This window comes from Amycolatopsis sp. NPDC034160, from assembly GCF_055575355.1.
In genome coordinates this window covers 20,631-45,352 of the sequence record NZ_JBVISU010000035.1, presented here as the reverse complement: position 1 = coordinate 45,352, position 24,722 = coordinate 20,631, and the positions used below count along the sequence as shown (strand labels likewise).

20 protein-coding genes are annotated in these 24,722 nt (G+C 68.9%); 7 read left to right on the top strand and 13 right to left on the bottom strand.

The window, feature by feature from the left end:
• Positions 1-27: 27 nt before the first annotated feature.
• The 9 genes from ACZ54P_RS39020 to ACZ54P_RS38980 all read right to left on the bottom strand — a co-directional run bounded on the left by ACZ54P_RS39020 (position 28) and on the right by ACZ54P_RS38980 (position 11,148).
• Positions 28-3,162: a TIM-barrel domain-containing protein gene (locus tag ACZ54P_RS39020; RefSeq protein ID WP_465466642.1), complete on the bottom strand. Its 3,135-nt coding sequence runs from the start codon at positions 3,160-3,162 to the stop codon at positions 28-30.
• Between the two features lie 475 nt (positions 3,163-3,637).
• Positions 3,638-4,924, bottom strand: coding sequence for a histidine--tRNA ligase (gene hisS / locus ACZ54P_RS39015; protein WP_465466641.1), 1,287 nt, complete (start codon positions 4,922-4,924; stop codon positions 3,638-3,640).
• Positions 4,925-4,960: 36 nt separating this feature from the next.
• Complete coding sequence (locus ACZ54P_RS39010; RefSeq protein ID WP_465466640.1) at positions 4,961-5,350, bottom strand: hypothetical protein; 390 nt, start codon at positions 5,348-5,350, stop codon at positions 4,961-4,963.
• 88 nt (positions 5,351-5,438) lie between these two features.
• Entirely contained in the window at positions 5,439-6,623 is a 1,185-nt protein-coding gene (locus ACZ54P_RS39005; protein WP_465466639.1) for an amidohydrolase family protein, read from the bottom strand.
• Positions 6,620-7,753, bottom strand: coding sequence for an MAB_1171c family putative transporter (locus tag ACZ54P_RS39000; protein WP_465466660.1), 1,134 nt, complete (start codon positions 7,751-7,753; stop codon positions 6,620-6,622). Before ACZ54P_RS39000 ends, ACZ54P_RS39005 begins: the two co-directional genes overlap by 4 nt.
• Positions 7,750-8,271, bottom strand: a complete 522-nt coding sequence (locus ACZ54P_RS38995) for a hypothetical protein (protein ID WP_465466638.1) — start codon at positions 8,269-8,271, stop codon at positions 7,750-7,752. The genes ACZ54P_RS39000 and ACZ54P_RS38995 overlap by 4 nt, the downstream gene beginning before the upstream one ends.
• On the bottom strand, positions 8,268-8,663 hold the full coding sequence (locus ACZ54P_RS38990; protein WP_465466637.1) for a helix-turn-helix domain-containing protein: 396 nt from the start codon (positions 8,661-8,663) through the stop codon (positions 8,268-8,270). The genes ACZ54P_RS38995 and ACZ54P_RS38990 overlap by 4 nt, the downstream gene beginning before the upstream one ends.
• A 384-nt stretch (positions 8,664-9,047) precedes the next feature.
• Positions 9,048-9,500, bottom strand: a complete 453-nt coding sequence (locus ACZ54P_RS38985) for a flavodoxin family protein (RefSeq protein WP_465466636.1) — start codon at positions 9,498-9,500, stop codon at positions 9,048-9,050.
• 10 nt (positions 9,501-9,510) lie between these two features.
• Positions 9,511-11,148 carry a phospho-sugar mutase gene (locus tag ACZ54P_RS38980; protein WP_465466635.1) on the bottom strand — a complete coding sequence of 546 codons (1,638 nt, stop codon included), beginning with the start codon at positions 11,146-11,148 and terminating at the stop codon, positions 9,511-9,513.
• Between the two features lie 29 nt (positions 11,149-11,177).
• On the opposite strand from ACZ54P_RS38980, the gene ACZ54P_RS38975 reads away from it, so the two are divergent.
• Positions 11,178-12,332, top strand: a complete 1,155-nt coding sequence (locus ACZ54P_RS38975) for a glycosyltransferase (protein WP_465466634.1) — start codon at positions 11,178-11,180, stop codon at positions 12,330-12,332.
• 84 nt (positions 12,333-12,416) lie between these two features.
• Here the strand turns inward: ACZ54P_RS38975 and ACZ54P_RS38970 are convergent, their stop codons facing one another.
• From ACZ54P_RS38970 to ACZ54P_RS38960, 3 genes are read right to left on the bottom strand one after another with little or no spacing between them, the layout of a single operon-like run.
• Positions 12,417-13,202 (bottom strand): purine-nucleoside phosphorylase, encoded by a 786-nt coding sequence (locus ACZ54P_RS38970; RefSeq protein ID WP_465466633.1) that lies wholly within the window; start codon positions 13,200-13,202, stop codon positions 12,417-12,419.
• Positions 13,199-13,627, bottom strand: coding sequence for an ABA4-like family protein (locus ACZ54P_RS38965; protein ID WP_465466632.1), 429 nt, complete (start codon positions 13,625-13,627; stop codon positions 13,199-13,201). The genes ACZ54P_RS38970 and ACZ54P_RS38965 overlap by 4 nt, the downstream gene beginning before the upstream one ends.
• Positions 13,624-14,598 carry a hypothetical protein gene (locus tag ACZ54P_RS38960; RefSeq protein ID WP_465466631.1) on the bottom strand — a complete coding sequence of 325 codons (975 nt, stop codon included), beginning with the start codon at positions 14,596-14,598 and terminating at the stop codon, positions 13,624-13,626. The genes ACZ54P_RS38965 and ACZ54P_RS38960 overlap by 4 nt, the downstream gene beginning before the upstream one ends.
• 119 nt (positions 14,599-14,717) lie before the next feature.
• On the opposite strand from ACZ54P_RS38960, the gene ACZ54P_RS38955 reads away from it, so the two are divergent.
• Positions 14,718-15,368, top strand: a complete 651-nt coding sequence (locus ACZ54P_RS38955) for a MerR family transcriptional regulator (protein WP_465466630.1) — start codon at positions 14,718-14,720, stop codon at positions 15,366-15,368.
• Positions 15,369-15,446: 78 nt separating this feature from the next.
• On the opposite strand, the gene ACZ54P_RS38950 is transcribed toward ACZ54P_RS38955, so the two are convergent.
• Positions 15,447-17,267: a protein kinase domain-containing protein gene (locus ACZ54P_RS38950; RefSeq protein ID WP_465466629.1), complete on the bottom strand. Its 1,821-nt coding sequence runs from the start codon at positions 17,265-17,267 to the stop codon at positions 15,447-15,449.
• A gap of 128 nt (positions 17,268-17,395) precedes the next feature.
• Here ACZ54P_RS38950 and ACZ54P_RS38945 point away from each other — a divergent pair, with 128 nt between their 5' ends.
• The 5 genes from ACZ54P_RS38945 to ACZ54P_RS38925 all read left to right on the top strand — a co-directional run bounded on the left by ACZ54P_RS38945 (position 17,396) and on the right by ACZ54P_RS38925 (position 24,559).
• Complete coding sequence (locus tag ACZ54P_RS38945) at positions 17,396-19,267, top strand: methylmalonyl-CoA mutase family protein (RefSeq protein WP_465466628.1); 1,872 nt, start codon at positions 17,396-17,398, stop codon at positions 19,265-19,267.
• Positions 19,267-21,477, top strand: a complete 2,211-nt coding sequence (gene scpA / locus ACZ54P_RS38940; RefSeq protein ID WP_465466627.1) for a methylmalonyl-CoA mutase — start codon at positions 19,267-19,269, stop codon at positions 21,475-21,477. Before ACZ54P_RS38945 ends, scpA begins: the two co-directional genes overlap by 1 nt.
• Before the next feature lie 137 nt (positions 21,478-21,614).
• The gene (gene meaB, locus ACZ54P_RS38935; RefSeq protein WP_465466626.1) at positions 21,615-22,613 is read left to right on the top strand and encodes a methylmalonyl Co-A mutase-associated GTPase MeaB; all 999 of its coding nucleotides are present in this window, start codon (positions 21,615-21,617) and stop codon (positions 22,611-22,613) included.
• A gap of 87 nt (positions 22,614-22,700) precedes the next feature.
• On the top strand, positions 22,701-23,009 hold the full coding sequence (locus ACZ54P_RS38930) for a hypothetical protein (protein ID WP_465466625.1): 309 nt from the start codon (positions 22,701-22,703) through the stop codon (positions 23,007-23,009).
• A gap of 239 nt (positions 23,010-23,248) precedes the next feature.
• A complete protein-coding gene (locus tag ACZ54P_RS38925; RefSeq protein ID WP_465466624.1) occupies positions 23,249-24,559 on the top strand; it encodes an amidohydrolase in 1,311 nt (436 codons plus the stop codon).
• Positions 24,560-24,722 lie beyond the last annotated feature (163 nt).

Here is a 24,722-nt window from a genome sequence, read left to right as displayed (position 1 = left end):
ACAGGTGTGTATATCAAGGGGCCCGCGTCAGCCGATGCCCGCCGCGAAGATGTGCATCGCGGTGTTCGACGGAAGCGTCACCGCGACGACCTCCTTCCCCGCGGTCAGCGGGACGGAGTTCGCGAACACCCGGTACGGCGTGGTCGGATAGGCGGCCCCCGCACGGGTGTTCTTGCCCATCACGGTCGCCACCGTGGTCGCGCCGTAGTGGGCGGGATCCGCGCAGCACCAGTTGGGGAAGCCGAGTTCGGCCTGGCTCGTGCTGCCGTCGGTGTAGCGGACGACGACGGTGCCCTTCGCCGTGCCGGTACCGGTTCCCGCCAGCACCAGCTTGGCGCCCGCACCGCGCACCGCGATCGTCTGGCCGGACGCGAGGATGTTGTCCTTTTGCCCGGTGCCGGTTCGCGGCCAGGTCAGCTGGGCGCCGAGAGCGGAGAAGCCCGCCCCGGGTTCGAGACCGGCCTCGGCGAGTCCTTCCGCACGGAAACTGCTACCGCCACCGTCGAGGTCGCCCACCGTGACGTGGGCGGCGTCGGTGACACCGACGTTGTCGTAGGCCGCCGCCAGCGAACCGTGCGGGACGGTGACCGTCACCGAGTCGGTGACCCGGTTCTGCCCGAGCCGAGACTGGTACGACGCGGACGCGGTGAGCTGGTAGTCGTCCGGCTTGATACCCGCGTCCGGCGTGACCTTCACCGGCATCCGCACGGTCGCGCCGGGCATCACCAGCCGTGGACCGGCGGGCACCTCGACCCGGAAACCGTTGGCGGGGAGGGAGAACGCGACGTCCCGCACCGGCAGCGGCGTGCCGTTGGTGAAGCTCAGCGTGCCCGTCGCGGTCTGTCCGGGACCGGCGACCGCCGGCACGGACAGGGTCACCGAACCGTTGCGGTCTTCGGGGAAGATCCCGCCGACCGCACTGGTGCCGAACAGCCGGACGTCGTGGCGGGCACCGGCGCCGAGCACACCGGTCTTGACCCGCACGACTCCGCCGGCGGCCGGATCGAACCACCAGCCCGACGGGGCCGCGTCCAGTTGGGCCTTGCCGCCGTACTGCCGCAGGGGTGACGTGCCGGTCAGGACGGCGGCGGGCTTGCTTCCCGTGTGGACGGTCAGCTGATAGTTCCGCGCGGCGGGTTTTCCGGCATAGGTACCCGTACTGGCACCGATCCCGACCGTCACCGTGCCGAGACCGGACGTCGGCGCGTCCACGGTGAACGTCTGCTTCGCCTGGTCACCCTTCTTGTAGGCCCGGGTGACACCGTCGTCCTCGGTGAGCGTGAACGAGCCCTTGCCCTGCGGGTAGACGTCGAGGTCGAGCACCCCCTTGTCCCGGGTCTGCCACGACGTCGTGCCCTCGGCCCACATCGGGACCACGGCGCCCGCGCGGACGAACAGCGGCAGCGTGTCGAGCGGCGCGTCGTAACCGTCCACAGTGGTCGGTCCGGTGTAGGTCTTGCCGCTCCAGTAGTCGACCCAGGTCCCCTTCGGCAGGTAGATGCCGTTGCGGACGGTGGAGTTCTCATAGACCGGAGCGACCAGGAAGTCCTTGCCGGACAAGAACTCGTACTTCGCCTTCGCACCCCAGACGTTCGGGTCGTCCGGGTACTCGAGCGCCAGCGGCCGGACCTGCCCGACGCCGGTCTGGTGCGCCTCCACCGAATGACTGTAGGTGTAGGGCAGCAGCCGCTCCTTGAGCAGCAGGTACTTGCGGTTGATCGAGGTGTACGGCTCCCCGTAGCGCCACGGCTGCTTGTCCGACGCGGCCCAGCCGTCCATGGTCATCGAGACCGGCAGGAACGCCTTCCACTGCAGGTCGCGGACGTAGGTCTGCGGGCTGCCGCCGAAGATGCCGTCGATGTCACCGGTGTTGTACGCGATCCCCGACGTCGTGGCACCGGCGTAGGTCGGGATCTGCCACTTGATGTAGTCGTAGGAACCGGCCTGGTCGCCGCTCCACAGCACGCCGCAGCGCTGCGCGCCCGCCCAGCTGACCGGTGTCCAGACGAAGCCGCGCGCGTCACTGTTGTCCTCGATGCCCTTGTGCGCGGTGTCGCAGGCGTCCAGCGCGAACTGGTAACCCGGGCCGACCCACGCGACGTCGAGTTTGCGGATCCGGACCCCGGCCTTGACCTCCTCGGCCTGGTTCGGCACGCCGTTCTCGGTCCACAGGCCCAACTGCATGTTGTTCTTGCGCAGGCCTTCGCCTGTCTGCTGGAGGTTTTCGTACCCGCAGCCGTAGCCGTCGTTGACCAGCATCCAGCCGCTGGGCATCCCGTGCTCGGTGTACCCCTCCGCGACCTTCACCGCGTCCAGTGTGTGCCGTTCGCCGCGGTTGGCGTTGTGCAGGTAGCAGTCGGCGTCACCGTTCTCGAGCCCGTAGAGCGGTGGCAGGAAAGGCTTCCCGACCAGATCGGTGTAACCGGTGATGACGTCCTTGAGGCCGTCGCCGACCACGTAGGTCGCGTCGAAGCGGCGCTCGTCGTGGGTGGTGCGCACCGGCTCGGTGAAGGCGTAGGTGCCTTGCGCGAAGGTGTTGCGCAGCACGCCGTATCCCGCCGTGGAGGCGTAGAACGGCTGCGAATTCGGTGCGCCGCCGTCGTTCCAGTTGTAGTCGGCGAAGATCCGGATCGTCTGGTCGCGGTGACTGAACCGGCCGTTCTGCTCACCGCCGCCGACGAACTGCTCGGTGGCCGTCCGCGCCAGGGTCTGCGTGGTCTGCTTGTCGGTCCAGGACAGCGGCGCCGACTCCTCCCAGAGCCGCTTGCGATCCGCGCCGTCGTACAACGCCAGCCGCATCGGGTGTTTGTACGCCCGCAGCGTCGCTTTGGCCGTGGAAACCGCCCAGTAGTCCCCTTTGTCGGTCTTCTTCGGGGTGACCGGGTCGCCCGTGCGCGGCAGCACGATCTTGCTCCCGGCCGGATCGGTGAACGTGCCGTCCGGCGCCAGCCACACCCGGACGGCGCCTTCGGCCGGGAAGCTGACGCGCACCGCGGCGCTTCCCGAATTCAGGGTGACCGTGGCGCCGTCGCCGGAGATTCCGGTCAGCTCGCCCAGCTTGCCGGACGGCGCCGCGGCCGGGTCGGCGTGGGCGGCGACCGGGGAAAGCCCGAGTAAGGCCACTGCGGCCAAACAACTCAGGGATTGCGCAACTCTGCTCATTCGAGACACCTTTCGCGCATGAATACGCAAGATAGTCTCTGTATAGCGCACGGATCGCGCAATGTCATCCACCGAAGCGGTGCTGCCGACTTTCGTCGGGTCGCGGGAAGATCCTTATGTCACAAGGAGTGCGTAAAAGACGTGGTGGCCCCCTTCCCACCCGCAAGGCAGGGTCTCGGTAAATTCGAGGGAGTGCCGACTCGGGGTGCAGTGCGCGCCGGTGACCGGTCCCGACGTCGCCAATGTCCCTCAGGCGTTAGCCGTCCCGAAACCCACACAGTCCCGCACGACAGTTCTCTGCGACGACGGGATCGGAGGCACCGACCTGATCTCAGTGTCCACAAAGGACACATCCTGACCGCTGCATGTCCCGTTGATGCCTTTATGTCCGGTTCTAAGGTCGTGAGTGGCGATTCGGGTTCTCACCCGAATCGCCACTCACGACCCCCTGTACCGAACGGCCCGACCAGCGTTGTCAGAGCAGGGAAGTGACGGTCGAAACCGCTTCGTCGACGGTCACGGTCCGCTGCTCACGCGTCGCGAGACTGCGGACCGTCACGTTCCCGGCGTCCCAGTCCTCCTGGCCGACGATGACCACGGCCCGCGCCCCGGCCTTGTCGGCCCGGGTGAGTTCCTTGCCCAGCTTGCGGAGCTCGATGGGCGTGGACGTCCGCAGACCGGCCTTGCGTAGTCGCCCGGCGACGTCGCGCGCGGCGTCGGTGAGCTCTTCGACCACCGGGATCACCACGACATCGGTCTCGCTGCGCGGTTTCGGCGTCAGTTCGTGGGTGTCGAGGAAGTCGATCAGCGTGACGTCGCCCATGCCGAAGCCGATCCCGGGGATCTGCTGCGACGTGAACATCGACGCCAGGTCGCTGTACCGGCCGCCGCCGAAGAGGGCCCGGCGGTTCTCCGGCGAGGTGTCGAAGACCTCGAACACGGTCGACGTGTAGTACGCGAGCCCGCGCACGATCATCGGATCGAACTTGATCAGGTCCGCGGCGCCGCTGGCGAGCACCTTCACCAGGTTCGAGTTCTCCTTCACCTGCTCCGGCAGCTCGTCGAGCAAAGCCGTGCCGGACGACAGGATCTCGGTCAGCTTCTCGAACTGCTTGTCGGTCAGGCCCGCTTCGGCCGCGGTGTCGCTCAGCTTCGTGCGGTCGGACTTCTCCCAGCGGTCCACCAGGGTGAACACCTGCGGCAGCTGCTCGGGCGTCACGCCGACGATGTCGGTGAGCGCCGAAGAAAGCAGGTTCCGGTCGTTGGCCCGCACCTGGAACATCTCCGGCGTCGCCCCGAGGGCGCCCATCATGTCGTGGATGAGTTCGAAGATCTCGATCTCGGAGTTCGCGCTGTCCGAGCCGAAGATGTCCGCGTTGATCTGCCAGTGCTCGCGGACCCGGCCACGCTGCGGCCGCTCGTAGCGGTGGCAGTTCGGGTGGCTGTACCAGCGCACCGGGAACTGCAGCGACTTCGCGTTGCCCGCGATCATCCTGGCGACCGACGGTGTCATCTCCGGGCGCAGCGCCAGCCGCTCGCCGCCCTTGGTGGTCAGCGTGTACAGCTGCTGGTCCGCGATCTCCTGGCCGGATTTCCGCTCGTAGATCTCGGCGGGTTCGAGGATCGGCCCGTCGTAGCGGAGGAAGCCGCGGAGTTCGAGCACGTCGTAGAGATGGCCGAACACCTGCGTCCGGACGGACATCTCGGCGGGCAGGAAGTCGCGGGTCCCCTTGACGGGGGCTGTCGGCAGGTATTCAGGCACGTCAGCAAGCTTAACGAGCGGCCTCCAGCGGTGTTGTCAGGGGAAGGCCACGCCGTACGCGGTGGTCAGGATCGCCGCTCCGAGCAGGACGGCTCCGGCGCCGGTGACCCGCCCGCCGAGGTGGCCCTTGCCCGGCGCTAGGTGCAGGAAGAAGCCGCCGGACTGGGCGAGGACGCCGAACAGCAGCAGGAAGCACACGATCCACCGCGCGGTGACCGAAAGCCCGGTCTGCCCGAGGATCTGCAGCGCGACCAGCGCCAGTACCAGCAGGACACCGGCGTGGGCATGGCCGGCGCGGAACATCCCGCGCTGGTGCTCGGTCAGTTTCTTCTCGCGCAGGACACCCATCAGCGCGTAGCCGCCGTACATCACCGTCGGCAGCGAAACGAGCGCGATCGCCGTGAACAGCCTGATCGGGCCTTCCATGGTTCTTCCCTTCGTGGGGTGGGAGCGAAGGCAACGATAACACTGTTTTAAAACGCTGTCACCAAAGTTGTCGTCCCGCTTTGGGGAGTCAGGCGCGGGAACCGCGAGCGAGGACCAGTCGGACGTTCCGCAGGGCGGACAGGTCAGCGAGCGGATCGCCGTCGACGACCAGGACGTCGGCGCTCAGGCCGGGAGCGAGCCGTCCGGTGACGTCGCCGAGACCGAGCCCGGCGGCGCTGTCCTCGGTCGCGATCTCCAGGATCCGGCGACGGCCGAACCCCAGCCATTCGTAGAGTTCGAGCGCGCCGACGGGGTCGTCGAAGACCGAACCGGGAAGTCCGGCGTCCGTCCCCGCCAGCAGCGGGACGCCCAGTTCCTCCAGCCAGGACAGCCGTCCGTAGACGTTCTTCGCGAGGTCCTCGCCCATGCGCTCGGCCAGCATCCGCCAGTTGCGGCTGCTGGTCGAACACGCCGCGATACCTTCGGCGGCCATCCGCTTCGCGACGCTTTCGCGCCTGTCCTGCCGCTGCGGTCCGGTCATCCAGGTGCAGTGCTCGATCGTGCGGACCCCGGCTTCGACCGACGCCTCGATCGCGTCGGCGCCATGGGCGTGCGCGGCGACCGGAAGTCCGTGGCGCGCCGCGTGCTCGACGATCAGGCGGAGGGCGGGGAAGTCGAACTGGGACTCCCACATCTCCGCGCCGCCCTCGGTGATCTGGCCACCGCTGGCCATCACCTTGACGACGTCGGCGCCCGCGGCCGCGTTCGCGTCGATCAGGGCGCGGATGGCGTCGTCGTCGCCGACCTCGCCGCCGAAGAAATGGCAGTGTCCATCAGGGACGGTCAGGGGTGAGCCCGCGGTCAGCAGCCGCGGGGCCGGCACGCCTTCGGTCTCGAGTTCCGCCCGGACCCGCGCGCCGAGGGCGCCGCGATCACCGAGGTCCCGCACCGTCGTGACCCCGCTGCGCAGCAGCTGATCCAGGCGTTCCCGCGCGCCCGCGCGCAAGGCGGCGTCGTCGCTCGCCAGGAAGTTCGGGAGCATCTCGCGGGTGGCGTCGAAAGCCAGGTGTACGTGGGCGTTGAACAGGCCGGGCAGCAGTGTCGCGCCGGGGAAGTCGAGCCTTTCGGCGTCCGGCGACGCCTGTGCGGCGACTTCCGCGCGCGGTCCAGCGGCGAGGATCCGGTCGCCGTCGACGAGAACGGCGCCGTCTTCGACGGGGGTGCTCGGACGCGGCAGGATCCGGCTCGCGGTCAGCAAAAGCTGCAAGGTCATGCCCCGTTCCGGGAAATCGCGGCCGAAAGCGCGAGCAACGGCCGTACGTCGGATTCGATGTCGGCGCCACCGCCGGGGAGCACGAGTTTCGCCCGCCCGTCGGTCTCTTCACCGGCGGCTTGCCTGGCGATCGCCGTCTTCAGTGCCTCGGCCGCCGCCAAGGGGTCGTCGACGGCGAGCGCGGTGAGGTCCGTTTCCAGATAAGGGCTCAGCTGCACGAGTCCGTCACGGATCTCGATCACACGGCGGTAGTAGTGGCGGTGGACCGTGCGCGGGCGCCAGCGCTCCCACGGCCCCTGCGGGGTGCTCCGGAGCACGATGTTCGGGTAGACCTCGGCCAGTGCGGTCCACAGCGGTGTGAGTCGTTCGTGGTGGAGCCGATGCAGACGACGGCGGCGCAGTGCGGCGAACCGGGCGCGAACGCCGGGATAGGTGATCCCCGCGAGGAAGAGCACGATCCCGAGGATCACCAGCGGGACGGCGACGGTGAGCAGAATCGGGATCGACGGCCCGAACGCCCACGCGATCACGATGTAGAGCGCGCGGAAGACGCTGCCCGCCGACAGGCAGATCAGCCCGGCGGCGCTGAGTTTCAACCCGGTCTTCAGATGCCTGTCCGCGGTGCGGATGTACCGGAAGATCCACCAGGCGCAGGCGGCGAGGCCGTAGATCAGGTACAGCCCGGCCCCGAGGTAGAACAACGCGACGCCGGGCACGTGCACGAGCTTCGGGCTCAGCGCGAGCCCGCGTGCTTCCGCCGGGGTGAGCGCCATGGCGACCAGCATCAGCGCGATCGCGCCGGAGAGCGGGACCAATTCGAAGAGGACCCGGCGTGGCCTGCGCGGGCCCAGCGCGGAGCCGAGAAAGACGATCAACAGCGCGCAGACGCCGATGGCGAGCAGGATGTTGTTGACCAGACGGCCGGTACCCTTGCCCGCCAATCCGTCGAGCCAGCCGGAGATGACCTTCTGCTGGGCGAGGAAGGAACCGGCGACGCAGACGATCGTGACGGTGATCGCCCAGTTCGGCAGCACCCGCGGCGCCCGGTAGGTCTGGTAGATCCGCCAGGCGAGCGCGGTCGCGAACAGCGCCATCGCCACGATGTTGACGGGAGAGAACAGCGCGTTCACAGCCACCCTTGATGGTCGCCCAGCGCGCCTTGGACGCGGCGGACGTCATCGTCGTCGGCGCGACGGGGGATCGTGTAGTTCAAGACCGACGCCCATTCGAGGATGATGGTCGCCACGGTCTCGGCTTCCCATTCGTGCGCCTCATCGTAGGAGGTGCGGCGTAACGCGCGATGGACCGCGTCGCCGTCGAGGCCCGGTGCCGGGCCGCGCAGGAAGTCGGCGGGTTCGGCGTCGCCGCCGGGGTGGTGATCGGCGAGCATATGCCCGAGTTCGTGCAGGATGATGTGATCCTGATGGGACTTCGTGGTCTCCTGCTGGAAGAAGATGTAGTCCGCCGTCGAGGTGGCGATCCAGCAACCGAACGGGCCGGGCACTTCCAGCGGATACGGCATCAGCCGGATCGGCCTGCCCCGCTGCTCGCCGAGCCGCTCGCAGAGCACGCCGACGTCGAGCGGCGGTTCGATGTCGAGCTTGTTCAGCATCTTCCGGCAGCGTTTGCGGAGCTCGCGTTCCTTCATCGGCTTTCGCCAGGCTGGTCGCGTTCGGCGGCACGTTCGTACCGTTCGACGAGTTCCAGCAGGTCCATGACCTGACGACGGCCCTGCGGGGAAAGCTCCTGCGCGCGCATGGCCATGAGCTTCGCCTCTCCGACGGGTTGCGGTTCCTGGTCGTCGAAGAAGTAGGTGACCGGGACACCGAAAAGCCTCGCGAGAGCCTCGACGTAATGGATCTTCGGATTGATCCGCTTTCCGGTGGCGAGCTGCTGGAGATACGCGGGTGACATCGCGGGGCCGCCCGCGCGGTCGATCGCCGCGGACAGTTCGCGATAACTGTGCGGGGCACCCTCGTCGGCGCGCACCGAATCGATCAGCGCGCTGAGTTTCTCGGCGAAGGTCTGGTGCGGCGACATGACCCCCCGTTCATTTCCTCGTCCCGTTCCGTAGTGGGAGTGTAACGCGATCCGGCCTGTCCGCAGCTGTTGACAGCGCCTGTATGCAGTGGTTTACAGTTGTCAAGCGGTTTCGGACCGTGCCTGGCCTCTCTCTCCGGAATCCGTGCTCTGGGGGTGCCCGGATTACGGAGTGAGAGGCGTTTTTCCAGGTGGGTGCACAAGATCGTGCCGGGTGTAGTACGCTTCGGTGGTCAAGGTCGATCGCCATCACGGCGAACCCTTGACCTAGGCCTGTTGCCGGAGGTCGACCCCCAGGGCTTCCGGTGACAGGCCCCTTACTTTTCCGGGTCGTTTCGCATTTAGAGGACTGAACGCGGTGGTTCGTATCGCCAACTACCGCATCTAGAGGACTAAACGCGCGGCGAGGGTGCCGCCCAGTTCGAAACAAGCCGCCAAATCCGCTTTGCCCGGTTCGCCGGTGATGAGCACCGGGGCGGCGGCGAGTTCCCAGCCGAGGCCGGTGGTGATGCTCTCGATCCCGCGCACGGTTCCCGCGGTGTCGTTGTTGCCGTGCACGAAGAACCCGAACGGCCGTCCCCGCGTGGCATCCAGGCACGGGTAATAGACGGTGTCGAAGAAGTGCTTCAGCGCCCCCGACATGTAACCGAGGTTCGCCGGGGTGCCGAGCAGGTAGCCGTCGGCTTCGAGGACGTCGGGCACCGTCGCGGCCAGCGCCGGACGACGCACGACGTCGACGCCCTCGATGTCCGGATGCTTCGCGCCGGAGAGCACGCCCTCGAACATCGCCTGCGTCGAGGGCGACGGCGTGTGGTGGACGATCAGCAGCTTCGCCATGGATCGATGGTCAGGCCAGCCGGGACTCGATATCGGCCCGGAGTGCGGCAAGCCGCGTTTCCGCTGTGGCGCGCGCTTCGGCGAGGTCACCGGAAACCGGCTGCTTCACCTGGAGGTACGCCTTCAGCTTCGGCTCGGTTCCGGACGGCCTGATCACGACGCGCAGACCTTCACCGGTCAGGCGGAGGACGTCGGCGTCGGGCAGGAGATCTTCCATCGTGACGTCGGTGCCCGCCACCGACGCCGGGGGAGTGGCGCGCAGGCCGGCCATCAGCTTCTCCCGCACCGACAGATCGGTGACCCGCAGTGAGACCTGATCCGTCACGTGCACCCCGTGTCGCACGGCCAGTTCGTCGAGGACGTCCAGCGGGCCTCGGCCCGCCGCGCGCAGGGAGGCGACCAGTCCGGCGGCGTACACGGCGGCGGAGATGCCGTCCTTGTCCCGCACGAAGTGGGGGTTCACGCAGAGACCGAGCGCTTCTTCGTAGGCGAACACGAGCCGCTCGCCCGCGCGGACCAGCCACTTGAACCCGGTCAAGGTCTCCGCGTAGCGCGCTCCGGACTCCTTCGCGATCTCACCGAGCATCGACGACGACACGATCGTCGTGGCCACCAAAGGGTCTTCGATGTCCACAGTGGACAGGATATGCCAGCCGAGCAGGACGCCGGTTTCATCGCCCCGCAGCATCCGCCACGAACCGTCCCGCTCGCGCACGCCCAGCGCGCATCGGTCGGCGTCGGGGTCGAGCGCGATCGCCAGATCCGCGTCCACTGCGGACGCCAACGCCAGCAAGAGGTCCGTCGCGCCCGGTTCCTCCGGGTTCGGGAAGGAAACCGTCGGGAAATCCGGATCCGGCGTCGCCTGCTCGGTCACCTGACGCAGCTCGGTGAACCCGGCACGGTCGAACGCCGCGCGCAGCGTCTCCGCGCCGACGCCGTGCAGCGCCGTCGCGGCGACCTTGATCTCCCGTTCCGTGCCGCGGGGGAGGAGCGCGACCTTGCCGAGGTAGGCGTCCAGGAGTTCGTCGCCCAGCACCTCGGCGCCGGACGCGCGCGGTACGCCGATCGCGGGGGGAGCGGCTTCGATGGCCCGCTCGATCCGGCCGTCCGACGGCGGGACGATCTGGCCGCCGGTCGCGTCGTAAAGCTTGTAACCGTTGTCGGCGGGCGGATTGTGCGACGCGGTGATCTGGACGCCGGCGACCGCGCCGAGTTCCAGCACGGCGAACGCGAGCACCGGGGTGGGCAGCGGCCTCGGCAGCACCTTCACCGCGAATCCGGCGGCCGTCAGAACTTCGGCGGCGGCCGAGGCGAAGGCTTCCGAACCGTGCCGCGCGTCGCGGCCGACCACCACGACGCCGCCCGAATGTCCTTGCGCGCTCAGCCAGGCCGCGACCCCCGCCGTGGTGCGGGTCACGACCGCGACGTTCATCCCGTTGGGGCCCGCGCGCACGGGACCGCGCAGCCCGGCCGTGCCGAACGCGAGCGGTCCCGCCATCCGGTCCGCGAGTTCCTCCGCCGCCCCGGCTTCGCCGCCCATCGCGCGGGCGAGGATGTTCTGCAGTTCGACGCGGGAACCGTCGTCCGGATCATCGGCGATCCAGCGGAAAGCCTGATCCCTCAGCGCCGGGGTCAAGGAAGTCGTCACCGAGCCAGCCTACGGGTACCTTGGAAAAGGTGCGATTGATCTTCACTTCTCTGGTGAGTCATGGTCATCTCTATCCCCTACTACCGCTTGCCGTCGCCGCGCGCGACGCTGGGCACGAAGTACTCTTCGCCACCGGCGAAGACATGCGGCCGGTCGTCGAAAAGGCCGGTGTGGCCACGGAAAGCGCCGGATTCGGGATTCGCGAAGCGTTCGCCTCGCTCCTCGGTTCCGACGCCGATCCCCGTGACTCCACCGCCCCGCCGGAGTCGTTTTATCCCGTTATCGGGCAAGTGTTCGGAAGTGTGCTGCCGCGGCGGTTCGTGGCCGACCTGACGCCGCTGCTCGAGCGGTACCGGCCGGATCTGGTCGTCTACGAAAGCGGCAACCCGGGTGGCGCCATCGCCGCCCGGCTCGCCGGGATTCCCGCGATCGGGCACGGTTTCGGCCGGGTTTCGCCGAGCGAAGTCCTCGACCTCATCGACGGCCACATCGAGGACTACGCCGGCGAGGTCGGTGTCGATGGCGCCAAGCTGCCTTCCTTCGGGGACCCGGTCGTCGACATCTGTCCGGAATCGGTGCAGTCGCCCGATTTCCTGGCCGAGGCGAACAGGGTTCCGCTGCGTCCCGTCGGCTGGGCCGAGCCGGGTGACCTCCCCGCCGGGGTGGTGGGCCGCGACAAGAGCCGTCCGCTGATCTACCTCACGCTCGGCACCGCTTTCGGCGACGAGGGCGTGCTGAAGCGGGCCATCGCCGGTCTGGCGCGACTGGAGGCGGACATCGTGGTCGCCGCGGGTCCGACGGTGGAGCCGGCCCAACTGGGCGAAGTCCCGGGGAACGTGCGCGTCGAGGCGTGGGTACCGCAGACCGCGCTCCTGCCGCACGTCGACCTCGTGGTCCACCACGGTGGAAGCGGGACGACGCTGGGGGCTTTCGGCGCGGCACTGCCGCAACTGGTGCTTCCGCAGGGCGCGGACCAGTTCACGAACGCCGAAGCCGTGGTCGCGGCCGGGGTCGGCGGTCAGCTCATCGGCGAGGAAGGCACCGAGGAGGCGATTTTCGAGCAGTCGCGCAAGCTGCTCGCCGACGACGGCGTCCGTGCCGCCGCGCGGGAACTGGCCGACGAGGTCGCCGCGATGCCGTCACCGGCGGAGGTCGCCGCGCGGCTGCCGGAGTTCGCGGGCTGAAACCGGTAAAGCGCGTGAAGGCCCCTCCCTCGGCCGGTCACTCAAAACCTCAGCCGAGGGAAGGGGCCTTCACGCGCGAACAGGTCAGGCGCGGGCGACGAGTTCCTTGAGGAGGGTGCCCATGCGGGTGGCCGACTGACGACCGGCTTCAAGGACTTCTTGGTGGTTCAGGGGTTCTCCGGTCATCCCGGCCGCCAGATTGGTCACCAGCGAAAGCCCGAAGACCTCGACCCCGGCGGCGCGGGCGGCGATGGCCTCCAGCACCGTGGACATGCCGACGAGGTCGGCGCCGAGCGTCCGCAGCATCCGGATCTCCGCCGGAGTCTCGAAATGCGGTCCGGTCAGTCCCGCGTAGACGCCCTCTTCCAGCGACGGGTCGATCGTCCGGGCGATGTCGCGCAGGCGCTTCGAGTAGAGATCCGTCAGGTCGACGAAGTTCGCGCCGACGATCGGCGAACGCGCGGTCAGGTTCAGGTGGTCGGAGATCAGCACCGGCTGCCCGACGCGGAAACCTTCGCGCAGCCCGCCGGCCGCGTTGGTCAGCAACACTGACCGGGCGCCTGCCGCCGCGGCGGTACGCACGTTGTGCACGACCGGGGCGATGCCCTTGCCTTCGTAGAAGTGCGTGCGGCCCAGCATGATCAGCGCGCGCTTCTCGCCGACCTGGACCGATCGGACGGTTCCCCCGTGTCCCACCGCGCCCGGCGCGACGAATCCGGGCAGTTCGCCCAGCGGGATCTCCGCCTGGGGCTCCCCGATGACGTCCGCCGCCGGGCGCCAGCCCGAACCGAGCACGACGGCGATGTCGTGCTTCTCGACGCCGGTGCGTTCGGCGATGGCGGCGGCCGCCGCGACCTCGTTCTCACTCATGCCGACGAGCGTATCCGGACAGTTCGCACGACCAGGAACGCCACCAGCCCGAACGGCGACAGGAAGATCGTGAGCGCCAGGATCGGACCGGTCACCAGCGGATGGATCCGGTGCTCGCGGGCCTCGAAGTACATCCACCGCGCGATGAACAGGTCGAAGGCGATCAGATGGGCCCAGATCGCCGCCGCCCCGTACGGCGATCCCGTGAACGCGCTGAGCACGTCCAGATCCGGCCTGCTGACCGCCGTCCACAGTTCGCCGAAGTGCGGGATGGCGAGGGCGAAGTACGGCACGAGCGGCAGCAGCGGCACCCACGGCGAGGACAGGATCCGGCGGGTCCACGACCAGCCCGGCAGGAAGATCATCAGCAGCCAGAACGGCGTGGCGATCGGGAAGGTCCAGGTGAACAGGGTCTCGACACTCATCGCGGCGAAGCCTCCAGCTTCCGGTCCTTCGACGGCCGCCCCATCGCGATCAGCCCGCTAAAGGCGACGCCGGCCACGAGCAGGGCGAAGGCGGTCAGGGTGAGGCTGTCCGGGGCGACGATCGACTGGCCGCGCAGAGCCTGCCAGGTGACCAGTGCGAGCAGGCCCGCGTAACCGATGCCCGCGATCACCACGAGCCGCAACCGGAGGACGTCGTCGCGAAGGCGTGGGTAGCGCGCGGCCAGGACGCCGAGGGCGAGCGCGAGCAGCGGAAGCGCCTGAAGGGCGTGCAGCCCGAGGAAATGCGGGATCCGCAGGTCGCCGCCGACCGTGCTCCAGCCGAGGATCGGCAGGCCGGGGCCGCCGTCCGGCAGTCCGACGGTATGCGCGCCGATCATCGAGGAGGTCCCGGTCGTTTCGAGGGAAGCCTGCTGGTCGGCAGTCGGGCCGTTCATCAGAATCGCCAGCGAGATCCCGGCCATGCCGAGGAGCGCGCCGAGCCGGGCCGCCCACGCCGTCGCGCGGTCGGGGAGCCGGGTGAACAGGAGGGCGATCGTCAGCACGAGATTGACCAGCCACAGCGTCGCGATCATGCCGCCCATCACCTGGAAGATCGTGTTGTCCAGGGGGGTCTCGTTGTTGAAGTGACTCGCCCGGACGCGAAGGGCCTGGAACACCAGCAGCACGTACTCGGCCGCGAAAATCACGACGAGGGCGTTCGCCAGCCAGTTCGCCGTCCGCCGGAACTTGGGCAGCAGGGAGACGAGCCAGCTCCAGGTGAAGAAGTACAGCGCGCCGGAGATGGCGAATTTGAACGGTTTCGCCCAGAGCGGCGCGCCGTGCAGTGTCCGCTGGTCGACGATCAGGGCGACGACGCACAACACGGTGATCACGGCGAAGGCCTGGGCCGCGCGATACGAACCTCGGTGCCAGGTGCGGGTTCTCTCGTGGAAGTCGGTCAAGATGGTCATGGGTCCCTCCCAAAATGGATAGTCAAGCTCTCCGTTATGGGAAGTTAGACTATCCATGCTGAGAAGTCTTCAGGGTCGACCCTGAACCGTCCCGGAGATCGGAGCGACAACGCGTGCGCATGGCGGAACTGAGCGAGCGGGCCGGGGTACCGGTCGCCACGATCAAGTACTACCTGCGGGAAGGGCTGGTCCCACCGGGGGAACGGACGAGCCCCAACCAGGCCAGGTACGACGACGGGCACGTTCAGCGGATCAAGCTGATCAGGGCGCTGATGGACGTCGGCGGCCTGTCGCTCGCGACGGTCGGCGAGGTGCTCTCCGCGGTCGACGCCGGGAAGGTGAGCCCCCACCGCATCCTCGGCCTCGCCCAGGAAGGCATCACCGTCTCGCGGCAGAACGTCGACGACGAAAGCCGCGAATGGGCGCTCGCCACGGTCCGTGACCTCGCCGGACGCCGCGGCTGGCCCTGCAAGGACGACGAGGATCCGATCATCCAGGCCCTGGTCGGCGTCCTGTGCGCCATCCGGGACGTGGGGCACGGCTGGTACCTCGACAAACTCGACGACTACGCCGAGATCGCCGACCGGACGGCCGACCTCGACCTCCAGGGCCTCGCCGGGGTCGAGTCGCTGGAGCGGATCATCGAGATCGCCGTCGTGGAGACCGTGCTCGGCGACAGGCTGCTTTCGGTACTGCGGAGGCTGGCGCAGCAGCGTGCGTCGAAGGAGCACTTCGCCCGGCTGGCCGTCGAGGGTGAGTTGGGTTCGTAGCCGTAGCACCGCACTCGCGTGCTCGGAGCCGTATCTCGCGTGCTTGAACCCGGATCTCACTGGCTCGGATCAAGGCGCCTAGCCGTCGACGGTGAGTGACTGCGCCACCGGCTCGAAGATCGCCGTCTTCGCCGACGACTCCTGCTCGATCGGCGCGGTCACCGACAAGATCCACAGGTCCGTGCCCGCGCCGAACAGGTCCATGAACGTCGTGCGCCTGATGGTGTCGTTCGTGGCGTCCCTGGCCGCCACGGCGGCGCGCTCGGTCGTCCGGTAGACGTACCGCATGCTCTCCGGTCCCCGGCCGGGCACGGTGCCGGGCTGGCCGACGAGCGAGAGTTCCGGATGCTGCGACTTCAGCCAGCTGAAGTAAGCCCAAACCTCGGCGTCGGCCATGAATCCGCCGAGCCGTTCGACCCGGATGACCTGTCGGCCGTCGGGTGAGACGTACTGGACCACCGTGCTCGCCAGGCCTTTGGTGACGTGCGGTGCGACGAACTTCTTCCAGCCCTCCGGCACGCCGATGCTGAACCGGCCGCCTTTGACGCCGTTCACGATGCTGGCGTCACCCTGCTGAGTGAGCAGCTTCGGCGGCGGCTGGGGAACGATCGTGTCGCCCTGTTCCAGCGCGGCGGGCGGGCGCAGGTCCTCGCCGCCGACGGCCCTGGCGAGGACGAAGCCGCCGCCCGCGGCCAAGAGGAACACGACGATCGACGCGATCGCCAGTACCACCGTGGCCGCCGTCGACCGGCCCGGCGGACGCGGCGCCGCCGGCGTGACCGTCGGCATCGGCGCCAGTTCGGCAGAGAAGTCGGGAGAGCCGGTTTCCGGAGAGAGAGGTTCCGGAGAGCGAGGTTCCGCGGCGGGCTCGGACGGGCGCAGGAACGGCAGTGGACCGGGGTCGGCGGCGAGTTCGGAACTCGTGCCCTCCGACGGCTTTTCGGGGGCGACCGTCTTGATCACCTGGGTGTCGGTCGCGTCCAGATGCGCGGTGGTCTTCTTGCCGTCGGGCGTGTGGAACAGCTCGGCCGGGAAGAGGTCGATCAGCGTCTTGGCCTGCAACGGGTACAGGCGGCGCCGCACCTCGCGCAGCGTGATCCGCTTCGACGGCTCCTTCTTCATGAGCGCGCCGATGACGTCGGACAGCGGACCGGGGCCGGGCTTCGGCACCTTCCCGTTGACGACCTTCCCGACGGTTTCGAGCGGGTCGCCGTCGGCGTCGTAGGGCGGCGAGCCCTCGACGGCGGCGAACAGCGTCGCACCGAGGCCCCACAGGTCGGCGGCGGGGACGACCGCGCCGCCGGAGGCGACTTCCGGCGCGATGTAGGCGGGGGAGCCCAGCATCATCCCGGTGCGGGTCATGGTGGCTTCGGAGACGTTGCGGGCGATCCCGAAGTCGGTGAGCTTGATGCGGCCGTCGCCGGCGACGAGGACGTTCCCCGGTTTGACGTCACGGTGGGTGATTCCGGCGGCGTGCGCGGCTTCGAGCGCGGACGCCACCGCGATACCGACCGCCGCCGCCTGCTCGACCGTCAGCGGCCCGTGGTCGCGCAGGATGTGCGCGAGGCTGCGCGACGGCAGCAGCTCCATGACCACGAACGGTTCGTCGTTCTCGCGTGCGACGTCGTGCAGGATGATCACGTTGGGGTGACTCAGGACGGCGATCGCGCGGGCCTCGCGCAGGGTCCGTTCCCGTAGTTCGTCGGCCTGCGAAGCCGGGACGCCGGGCGGGAGCCGCACTTCCTTGACCGCGACCGGACGGTGCAGGAATTCGTCGTAGGCCGACCAGACCGTGCCCATCGACCCTGATCCGATGACCGAGCGCAACCGATATCGCCCGGCGACGACACGCGTCTCTTCGCCGGGGCTCTCGCTGGACTCGGTGGTGTCGGACGGCACGGCCCCAATTGTGTCGTATGCCCCCGTGGCGGCCTGATGCGCCGTGCCCTGTCGGAGTGAATGGGCCACCCCTTGGCGCGACTAGCGTCACAGGTAGGGGTAGTTGCGGGCCGTTAGCATCGTTGGTTATGACGGAAGTGGCCGAGACGGAGTCAGTGCGGACCCCTGACGAGCCCGACGCGCCCGAGGTGCTGAAGCTCGCCGCGGAGTTCCCGGAAGCAAGCCGGGAGCAGTGGCGAGAGCTCGTCGCCGGGGTGCTGCGCAAGAGCGGCGCGATCGACGAGGCGTTCGACGGGCCGCCCGAAAGCAAGCTCGTCACCCGGACGTATGACGGCCTGGAGATCCAGCCGCTGTACACCGCCGAGGACTCGGTCGAGGGCACCGGCTTCCCCGGTCTTCCGCCGTTCGTGAGAAGCGCTCGTCCCGAAGGTTCGGTGACGACGGGGTGGGACATCCGTGCCCGGTACGCGCGCCGCGACGCCAAGGTCACGAACACCGCCATCCTCGCCGACCTCGAAGGCGGCGTCAGCTCGATCTGGCTGCGCGCGGGCGCGGGCGGGGTGCCCGTCGCCGAGCTGGCCGACGCGCTGAACGAGGTCTACGTCGACCTCGCGCCTGTCACCCTCGACGCGGGCGAAGAGTACGAAGCCGCGGCCACCGCGTTGTTCGAGATCTTCGCCGAACGCGAGATCCCGGCGAGCGCGGTCACCGCGGCCCTCGGCGCCGACCCGATCGGGTCGACCGCGCGCACCGGTACGGCGAGCCCGCTCGCTCCCGCCGCCGCGCTCGCGGCGCGAGTCGCCACCAGTCACCCGAAGGTGCGGACGATCGTCGCCGACGGCCTGCCGTTCCACGAGGCGGGCGGTTCGGACGCGCAGGAACTCGGCGCGGCCATCGCGGCGGGCGTCGCGTACCTGCGGGCGCTCACCGAAGCGGGCTTGGACGTCGACACCGCGGCCGGACAGCTCGAATTCCGGCTCGCCGCGACGGCCGACCAGTTCCTCACGATCGCCAAGTTCCGCGCCGCGCGGCGGCTGTGGGCCCGGGTCACCGAGGTCTCCGGCGGCAAGGCTTCCGGTATGCGGCAGCACGCGGTCACCTCGCCCGCGATGCTGACCCAGCGCGACCCGTGGGTGAACATGCTGCGCACGACGGTCGCCTGTTTCGCCGCCGGGGTCGGTGGCGCGGACGCGATCACCGTGCTCCCGTTCGACGCCGCGCTCGGTCAGCCGGACGCGTTCTCCGCGCGGATCGCGCGCAACACGCACGCCGTCCTGCTGGAAGAGGCCAAACTGGCCGGTGTCATCGACCCGGCCGGTGGCTCCTGGTACGTCGAGAACCTCACCGACGAACTGGCCAAGGCCGCCTGGCGCGAATTCACCGCCATCGAAGCCGCGGGCGGGATCGAGGCCGAACTGGCCTCCGGCTCACTCGCCGGACGGCTCGCGGAGACCTGGGAGAAGCGGTCGAAGCGGCTCGCGACCCGGCGCGACCCGATCACCGGGGTGAGTGAATTCCCCAACCTGACGGAAAAGGCGGTCGTCCGCGACCCGGTCGGTGACCTGCCCGGTGGCGGCCTGCCGCGGCACCGGTACGCCGAAGCCTTCGAAGCCCTGCGCGACCGCGCGGACGCGCACCCCAGCCGTCCCCGCGTCTTCCTCGCCACCCTCGGCCCGGTCGCGGCACACACCGCGCGGGCGAGTTTCGCGGCGAACCTCTTCCAAGCGGGCGGGATCGAAGCCGTCAACCCCGGCGCGACCGAGGATGTCATCGCGGAATTCCGGGCCAGTGGAACGAAAATCGCCTGCCTCTGCGGGAGCGACACCTCCTACGCGGAAGAAGCCGCCAGCGTCGCGAAGGCGTTGAAGGAAGCAGGCGCCACAGCGGTGCTTCTCGCCGGAAAACCCGGCGACCACCCGGACATCACGGACTATCTCTTCACGGGCTGCGACGCCCTCGAAGTCCTGACCGGCACCTTGAACGAGCTCGGAGTGCAGTGATGACCATCCCGAACTTCGCCGGTGTCGACCTGGGCACCCCCGACCCCGCCGACCGTCCTCAGTGGACCGAAGCCCTCCAAGCCGCCACCGGCAAGGGGCCCGACGCGCTCGCCTGGGAGACGCCGGAGGGCATCGGCGTCAAACCGGTCTACACCGCCGACGATCTGTCCGGAGTGGACTTCCTCGGCACGTATCCCGGCATCGCGCCGTTTCTGCGCGGCCCGTATCCGACGATGTACGTCAACCAGCCGTGGACCATCCGCCAGTACGCGGGTTTCTCCACCGCCGAGGAGTCGAACGCCTTCTACCGCCGCAACCTCGCCGCCGGGCAGAAGGGCCTTTCGGTCGCCTTCGACCTCGCGACGCACCGCGGCTACGACTCGGACCACCCCCGCGTCGCCGGTGACGTCGGCATGGCGGGCGTCGCGATCGACTCGATCTACGACATGCGCCAGCTCTTCGACGGCATCCCGCTCGACAAGATGAGCGTCTCGATGACCATGAACGGCGCCGTGCTGCCGGTGCTCGCGCTCTACGTCGTCGCGGCCGAGGAGCAGGGTGTCACGCCGGACAAGCTGGCCGGGACCATCCAGAACGACATCCTCAAGGAGTTCATGGTCCGCAACACCTACATCTACCCGCCGCAGCCGTCGATGCGGATCATTTCGGACATCTTCTCGTTCACCTCGCGGAACATGCCGAAGTACAACTCGATCTCCATCTCCGGCTACCACATGCAGGAAGCCGGGGCGACCGCCGACCTGGAGCTGGCGTACACGCTCGCGGACGGCGTCGAGTACCTCCGCGCCGGTGTCGAGGCCGGGCTCGACGTCGACAAGTTCGCACCGCGCCTGTCCTTCTTCTGGGCGATCGGGATGAACTTCTTCATGGAGGTCGCGAAGCTTCGCGCGGCACGACTCCTGTGGGCGAAGCTCGTGAAGGGCTTCGAGCCCAAGTCGTCGAAGTCCCTGAGCCTGCGGACACACTCGCAGACCTCGGGCTGGTCGCTGACCGCGCAGGACGTCTACAACAACGTCGTCCGCACCTGTGTCGAGGCGATGGCGGCGACCCAGGGACACACGCAGTCGTTGCACACCAACGCCCTCGACGAGGCCCTCGCGCTGCCGACGGACTTTTCCGCCCGCATCGCGCGGAACACGCAGCTGCTGCTGCAGCAGGAATCCGGCACCACCCGCGTCATCGACCCGTGGGGCGGCAGCGCGTTCGTCGAGAAGCTGACCTACGACCTCGCCCGCAAGGCTTGGGGTCACATCACCGAGGTCGAGCAGGCGGGCGGGATGGCCAAGGCGATCGACGCGGGCATCCCGAAGCTGCGCATCGAGGAGGCCGCCGCGCGCACCCAGGCGCGGATCGACTCCGGCCGCCAGCCGGTGATCGGCGTCAACAAGTACCAGGTGACCGACGACGAGCAGATCGACGTGCTCAAGGTCGACAACGCCGGCGTGCGCGCGCAGCAGCTGGAGAAACTGCGGCGGTTGCGTGAGGAGCGGGACGAGGACGCCACCCAGGACGCGTTGCGGCGGCTCACCGCCGGCGCCCACGCCGACGGCAACCTGCTCGCGCTGGCCATCGACGCCGCCAGGGCGAAGGCCACGGTCGGGGAGATCTCCGACGCGCTGGAGAAGATCTGGGGACGCCACTCCGGTCAGATTCGTACCATCTCGGGTGTGTACCGCGAGGAGGTCGGCAAGACCGAGAACGTCGAAAGGGCCCGTGAACTGGTCGAGAGTTTCGCTCAGGAGGAGGGCCGCCGTCCCCGGATCCTGGTCGCGAAGATGGGCCAGGACGGCCACGATCGCGGCCAGAAGGTCATCGCGACCGGTTTCGCCGACATCGGTTTCGACGTCGACGTCGGCCCGCTGTTCTCCACCCCCGGCGAGGTCGCCCGGCAGGCGATCGAGGCCGACGTGCACGTGATCGGCGTTTCGTCGCTGGCGGCCGGGCACCTTTCGCTCGTCCCGGCGCTGCGCGCCGAACTCGCCGAACAGGGCCGTGAGGACATCATCGTCGTGGTCGGCGGCGTCATCCCGCCGCAGGACTACGAGGAACTGCGCGCGGCGGGCGCGGCGGCGATCTTCGGTCCCGGCACGGTCATCGCCGAAGCGGCGATCGACCTCATCGGACAGCTGACCGCGCAGGAGCCCGTAGGCGGAGCTGAGATCGATCCGGGGAACGGACACAACGCGTGAACCCGCCCGGCCGAAGGCCCCGCTATCGCGGTGGCAGGGCGCCCTTCTCGGTCGACGTGACAGGTTCGCCCAGGCCGCGCCCTGGCGACTCGATCGCGGACGCGGGTTCACAGACCGAGATACAGGAGTCCTGAACCTTGCCGCGCAAGATCGACGTCGGGGCGCTGGCCAAGGGTGTCCTCGCGGGTGACCGCGGCCTGCTTTCGCGGGCGATCACGCTCGTCGAGTCGAATCGCGAGGACCACCGGGCGCAAGCGCAGGAACTGCTGGTCGAGCTGCTCCCGCACGCGGGCGGCGCTCGGCGCGTCGGCATCACCGGCGTCCCCGGTGTCGGCAAGTCGACTTTCATCGACCAGCTCGGCACGGATCTCACGCAGGTCGGGCACCAGGTGGCCGTCCTGGCCGTCGACCCGTCGTCGACGCGGACCGGCGGTTCGATCCTGGGCGACAAGACCCGGATGGCGCGGCTCGCGGTGGACCCGAAGGCGTTCATCCGTCCTTCGCCGACTTCGGGCACGCTCGGCGGTGTCGCGAGGGCGACCCGCGAAACGATCGTGCTGATGGAAGCGGCCGGATACGACATCGTGCTGGTCGAGACCGTCGGCGTCGGGCAGTCCGAGGTGACCGTGGCGAACATGGTCGACTGCTTCCTCTTCTTGACGCTGGCCAGGACCGGCGACCAATTGCAGGGGATCAAGAAGGGCGTCCTCGAACTCGCCGACGTCATCGCGGTCAACAAGGCCGACGGCGACCACGAACGAGAAGCGAAGCGCGCGGCCCGCGAGCTCTCCGGGGCGCTGCGGATGATCTACGGACGCGACGCCGCATGGACCCCGCCGGTACTGACGTGCAGCGCGCTCACCGACGTCGGGCTGGACGAGGTGTGGGCCGAGATCGGCCGTCACCGTGACGTCCTGCTCGCGTCCGGCGAACTGGCCGAACGGCGACGGCGGCAACAGGTGGAGTGGACCTGGTCCATGGTCCGGGAACAGCTGCTCGGAAACCTCGCCGCGCATCCGGACGTGCGAGCGGTCGTTCCGGACGTCGAACGGGCGGTCCGGGACGGTGAACTGACCCCGACACTGGCCGCCCAGCGGATCTTGGCGGCGTTTTCCGGTCCTCCGCGTGGCGGCTGACGCGGGAACACGGCAAAGTGCAGAATCGGATTCGCACTCTGTCAACGAGCACTCTGTCAACGAGTGGAGTGCCGACGAAAGGGAGTCATGCCGAAAAGGTCTCGCCTCGGACAGCTGGCCGGGCTGATCGCCGCCGGGCCTCTCCTCTGCGCTCCGATCGCGCAGGCCGCGCCGGTCACGGCGCTCCCCGCCGCGTCGTCGGTGATCACGCAGGCGGCGGCGGTGCACGAGGTGCCGTCGCAGGCGCAGCCGGGCCCGGTGCTCGACCCCGCCGAGACCGACAAGGCCAACAGCCAGGAGACCAAGAACAAGATCATCGCCGGCATCGTCGCGGCGGTGCTGCTGGGGCTCGTGATCCTCGGTCGCCGCACCCGTGCCAAGAAGAAGAAGTCCTGAACCGCTACCGGTAAGTAGTAGAGCTCTCCGCTTAGTCCGGGCTGAACTCCTCGTAGCCGTTCAACGCAGATCCACTACCGGCCGTCTAGGGCTCGATCACTCGACGAGCGGCTTGTCATCTGCATGGTGCACGATCTATCGCAAATGCGTATCACAGATCGAACGGCACCCAGCGTGTCTTCAGCGACCACTCCTACGGTGGTAGACGAGGGCAACTGTGTTGCGGGAGGAGGGGCGGCGTGACGGTGCTCGATTCACGTCCGGACATTCCAGGCGACCCCGAGGGTCGCGTCGTTGCCCCTATAGAGGCGCCCACCGCGCTCATCTCCGAAACCGGCGTCAGCATGGCACCTGTGCATGATCTGGGTGCCGGCCGTGGCCCCTTCTGGCTCGACGACTGGCTCCGCGCGAACGCCACCGACGTCCTCGCGTGGCGCCGGCACATCCACGCGCACCCGGAGCTCTCCCGCCACGAGTTCGCCACGACCGAAATGGTCATGTCCCTGCTCCGCTCGGTCGGGCTCAAGCCCTGGGTGCTGCCCGGCGGCACCGGTGTCGTCTGTGACATCGGGAGCGACGACGCCGGTGGTGGCCGCTGTGTCGCGCTGCGCGCCGACATGGACGCCCTGCCGCTGACCGAGGCCACCGGGCTCCCGTACGCCTCCAAGACCGACGGCGCCGCGCACATGTGCGGGCACGACGCCCACACCGCGATCCTGCTGGGCGCGGCGCGGGCGCTGGCCGGCGCGCCGGAGCTGCCCGGCCGGATCCGGCTGATCTTCCAACCGGCCGAGGAGGTCATGCCCGGCGGTGCGCTGGACATGATCGCCGCGGGCGCGATGGAAGGCGTCGAGCGGATCTACGGGCTGCACGTCGACCCGCGGCTCGAGGTCGGCAAGGTCGGTCTGCGCGAAGGCGCGCTGACGTCGGCCGCGGACATCATCGAACTGCGGCTCACCTCGCCGGGTGGCCACACCTCGCGGCCGCATCTGACCGCCGATCTGGTGCACGCGCTCGGCACGGTGATCACGTCGCTGCCCGCGGTGCTGTCGCGGCGCGTCGACCCGCGCTCCGGGACCGTGCTGGTCTGGGGCGCGGTGCACGCCGGGCAGGCCGCGAACGCCGTCCCGCAGGACGGCGTGCTCCGCGGCACGCTCCGGACGGCGGACCACGAGGTCTGGACGATGCTGGAGCCGCTCGTCGCGGCTTCGGTGGAGTCGCTGCTCGCGCCGACCGGTGTCGGCTTCTCGCTCGACTACCGCCGCGGCGTCCCGCCGGTCGTCTCCGACGCGGAATCGACCGCGCTGATGCGCGCCGGTGTCGAAGCCGCGCTGGGCGAGAGCGCGGTGGCCGAGACGCAGCAGTCGTCCGGTGGCGAGGACTTCGGGTGGTACCTGGAGCACGTCCAGGGCGCCTTCGCGCGGCTCGGCGTGTGGCCCGGTGAAGGCCCGATGGCCGACATCCACCGCCCGACCTTCACCTTGGACGAGCGCGCGCTTCTGTGCGGTGTCCGCACGCTGGTCCACACCGCGTTGGCCACCCTGGCCTGAACCGCCCTCAAGCACGCGAGTTACGTCCCCAAGCACGCAAGCCCCGTGCACAGAGTTATCCACAGTCTGACCAAGTTATCCACAGCTCTGAAAAAGTCCCTTCCCAAGACCGAATCGATCTTCGATTCTCGAAGGCGTGATCAACTGGGGAGGACGTCATGGG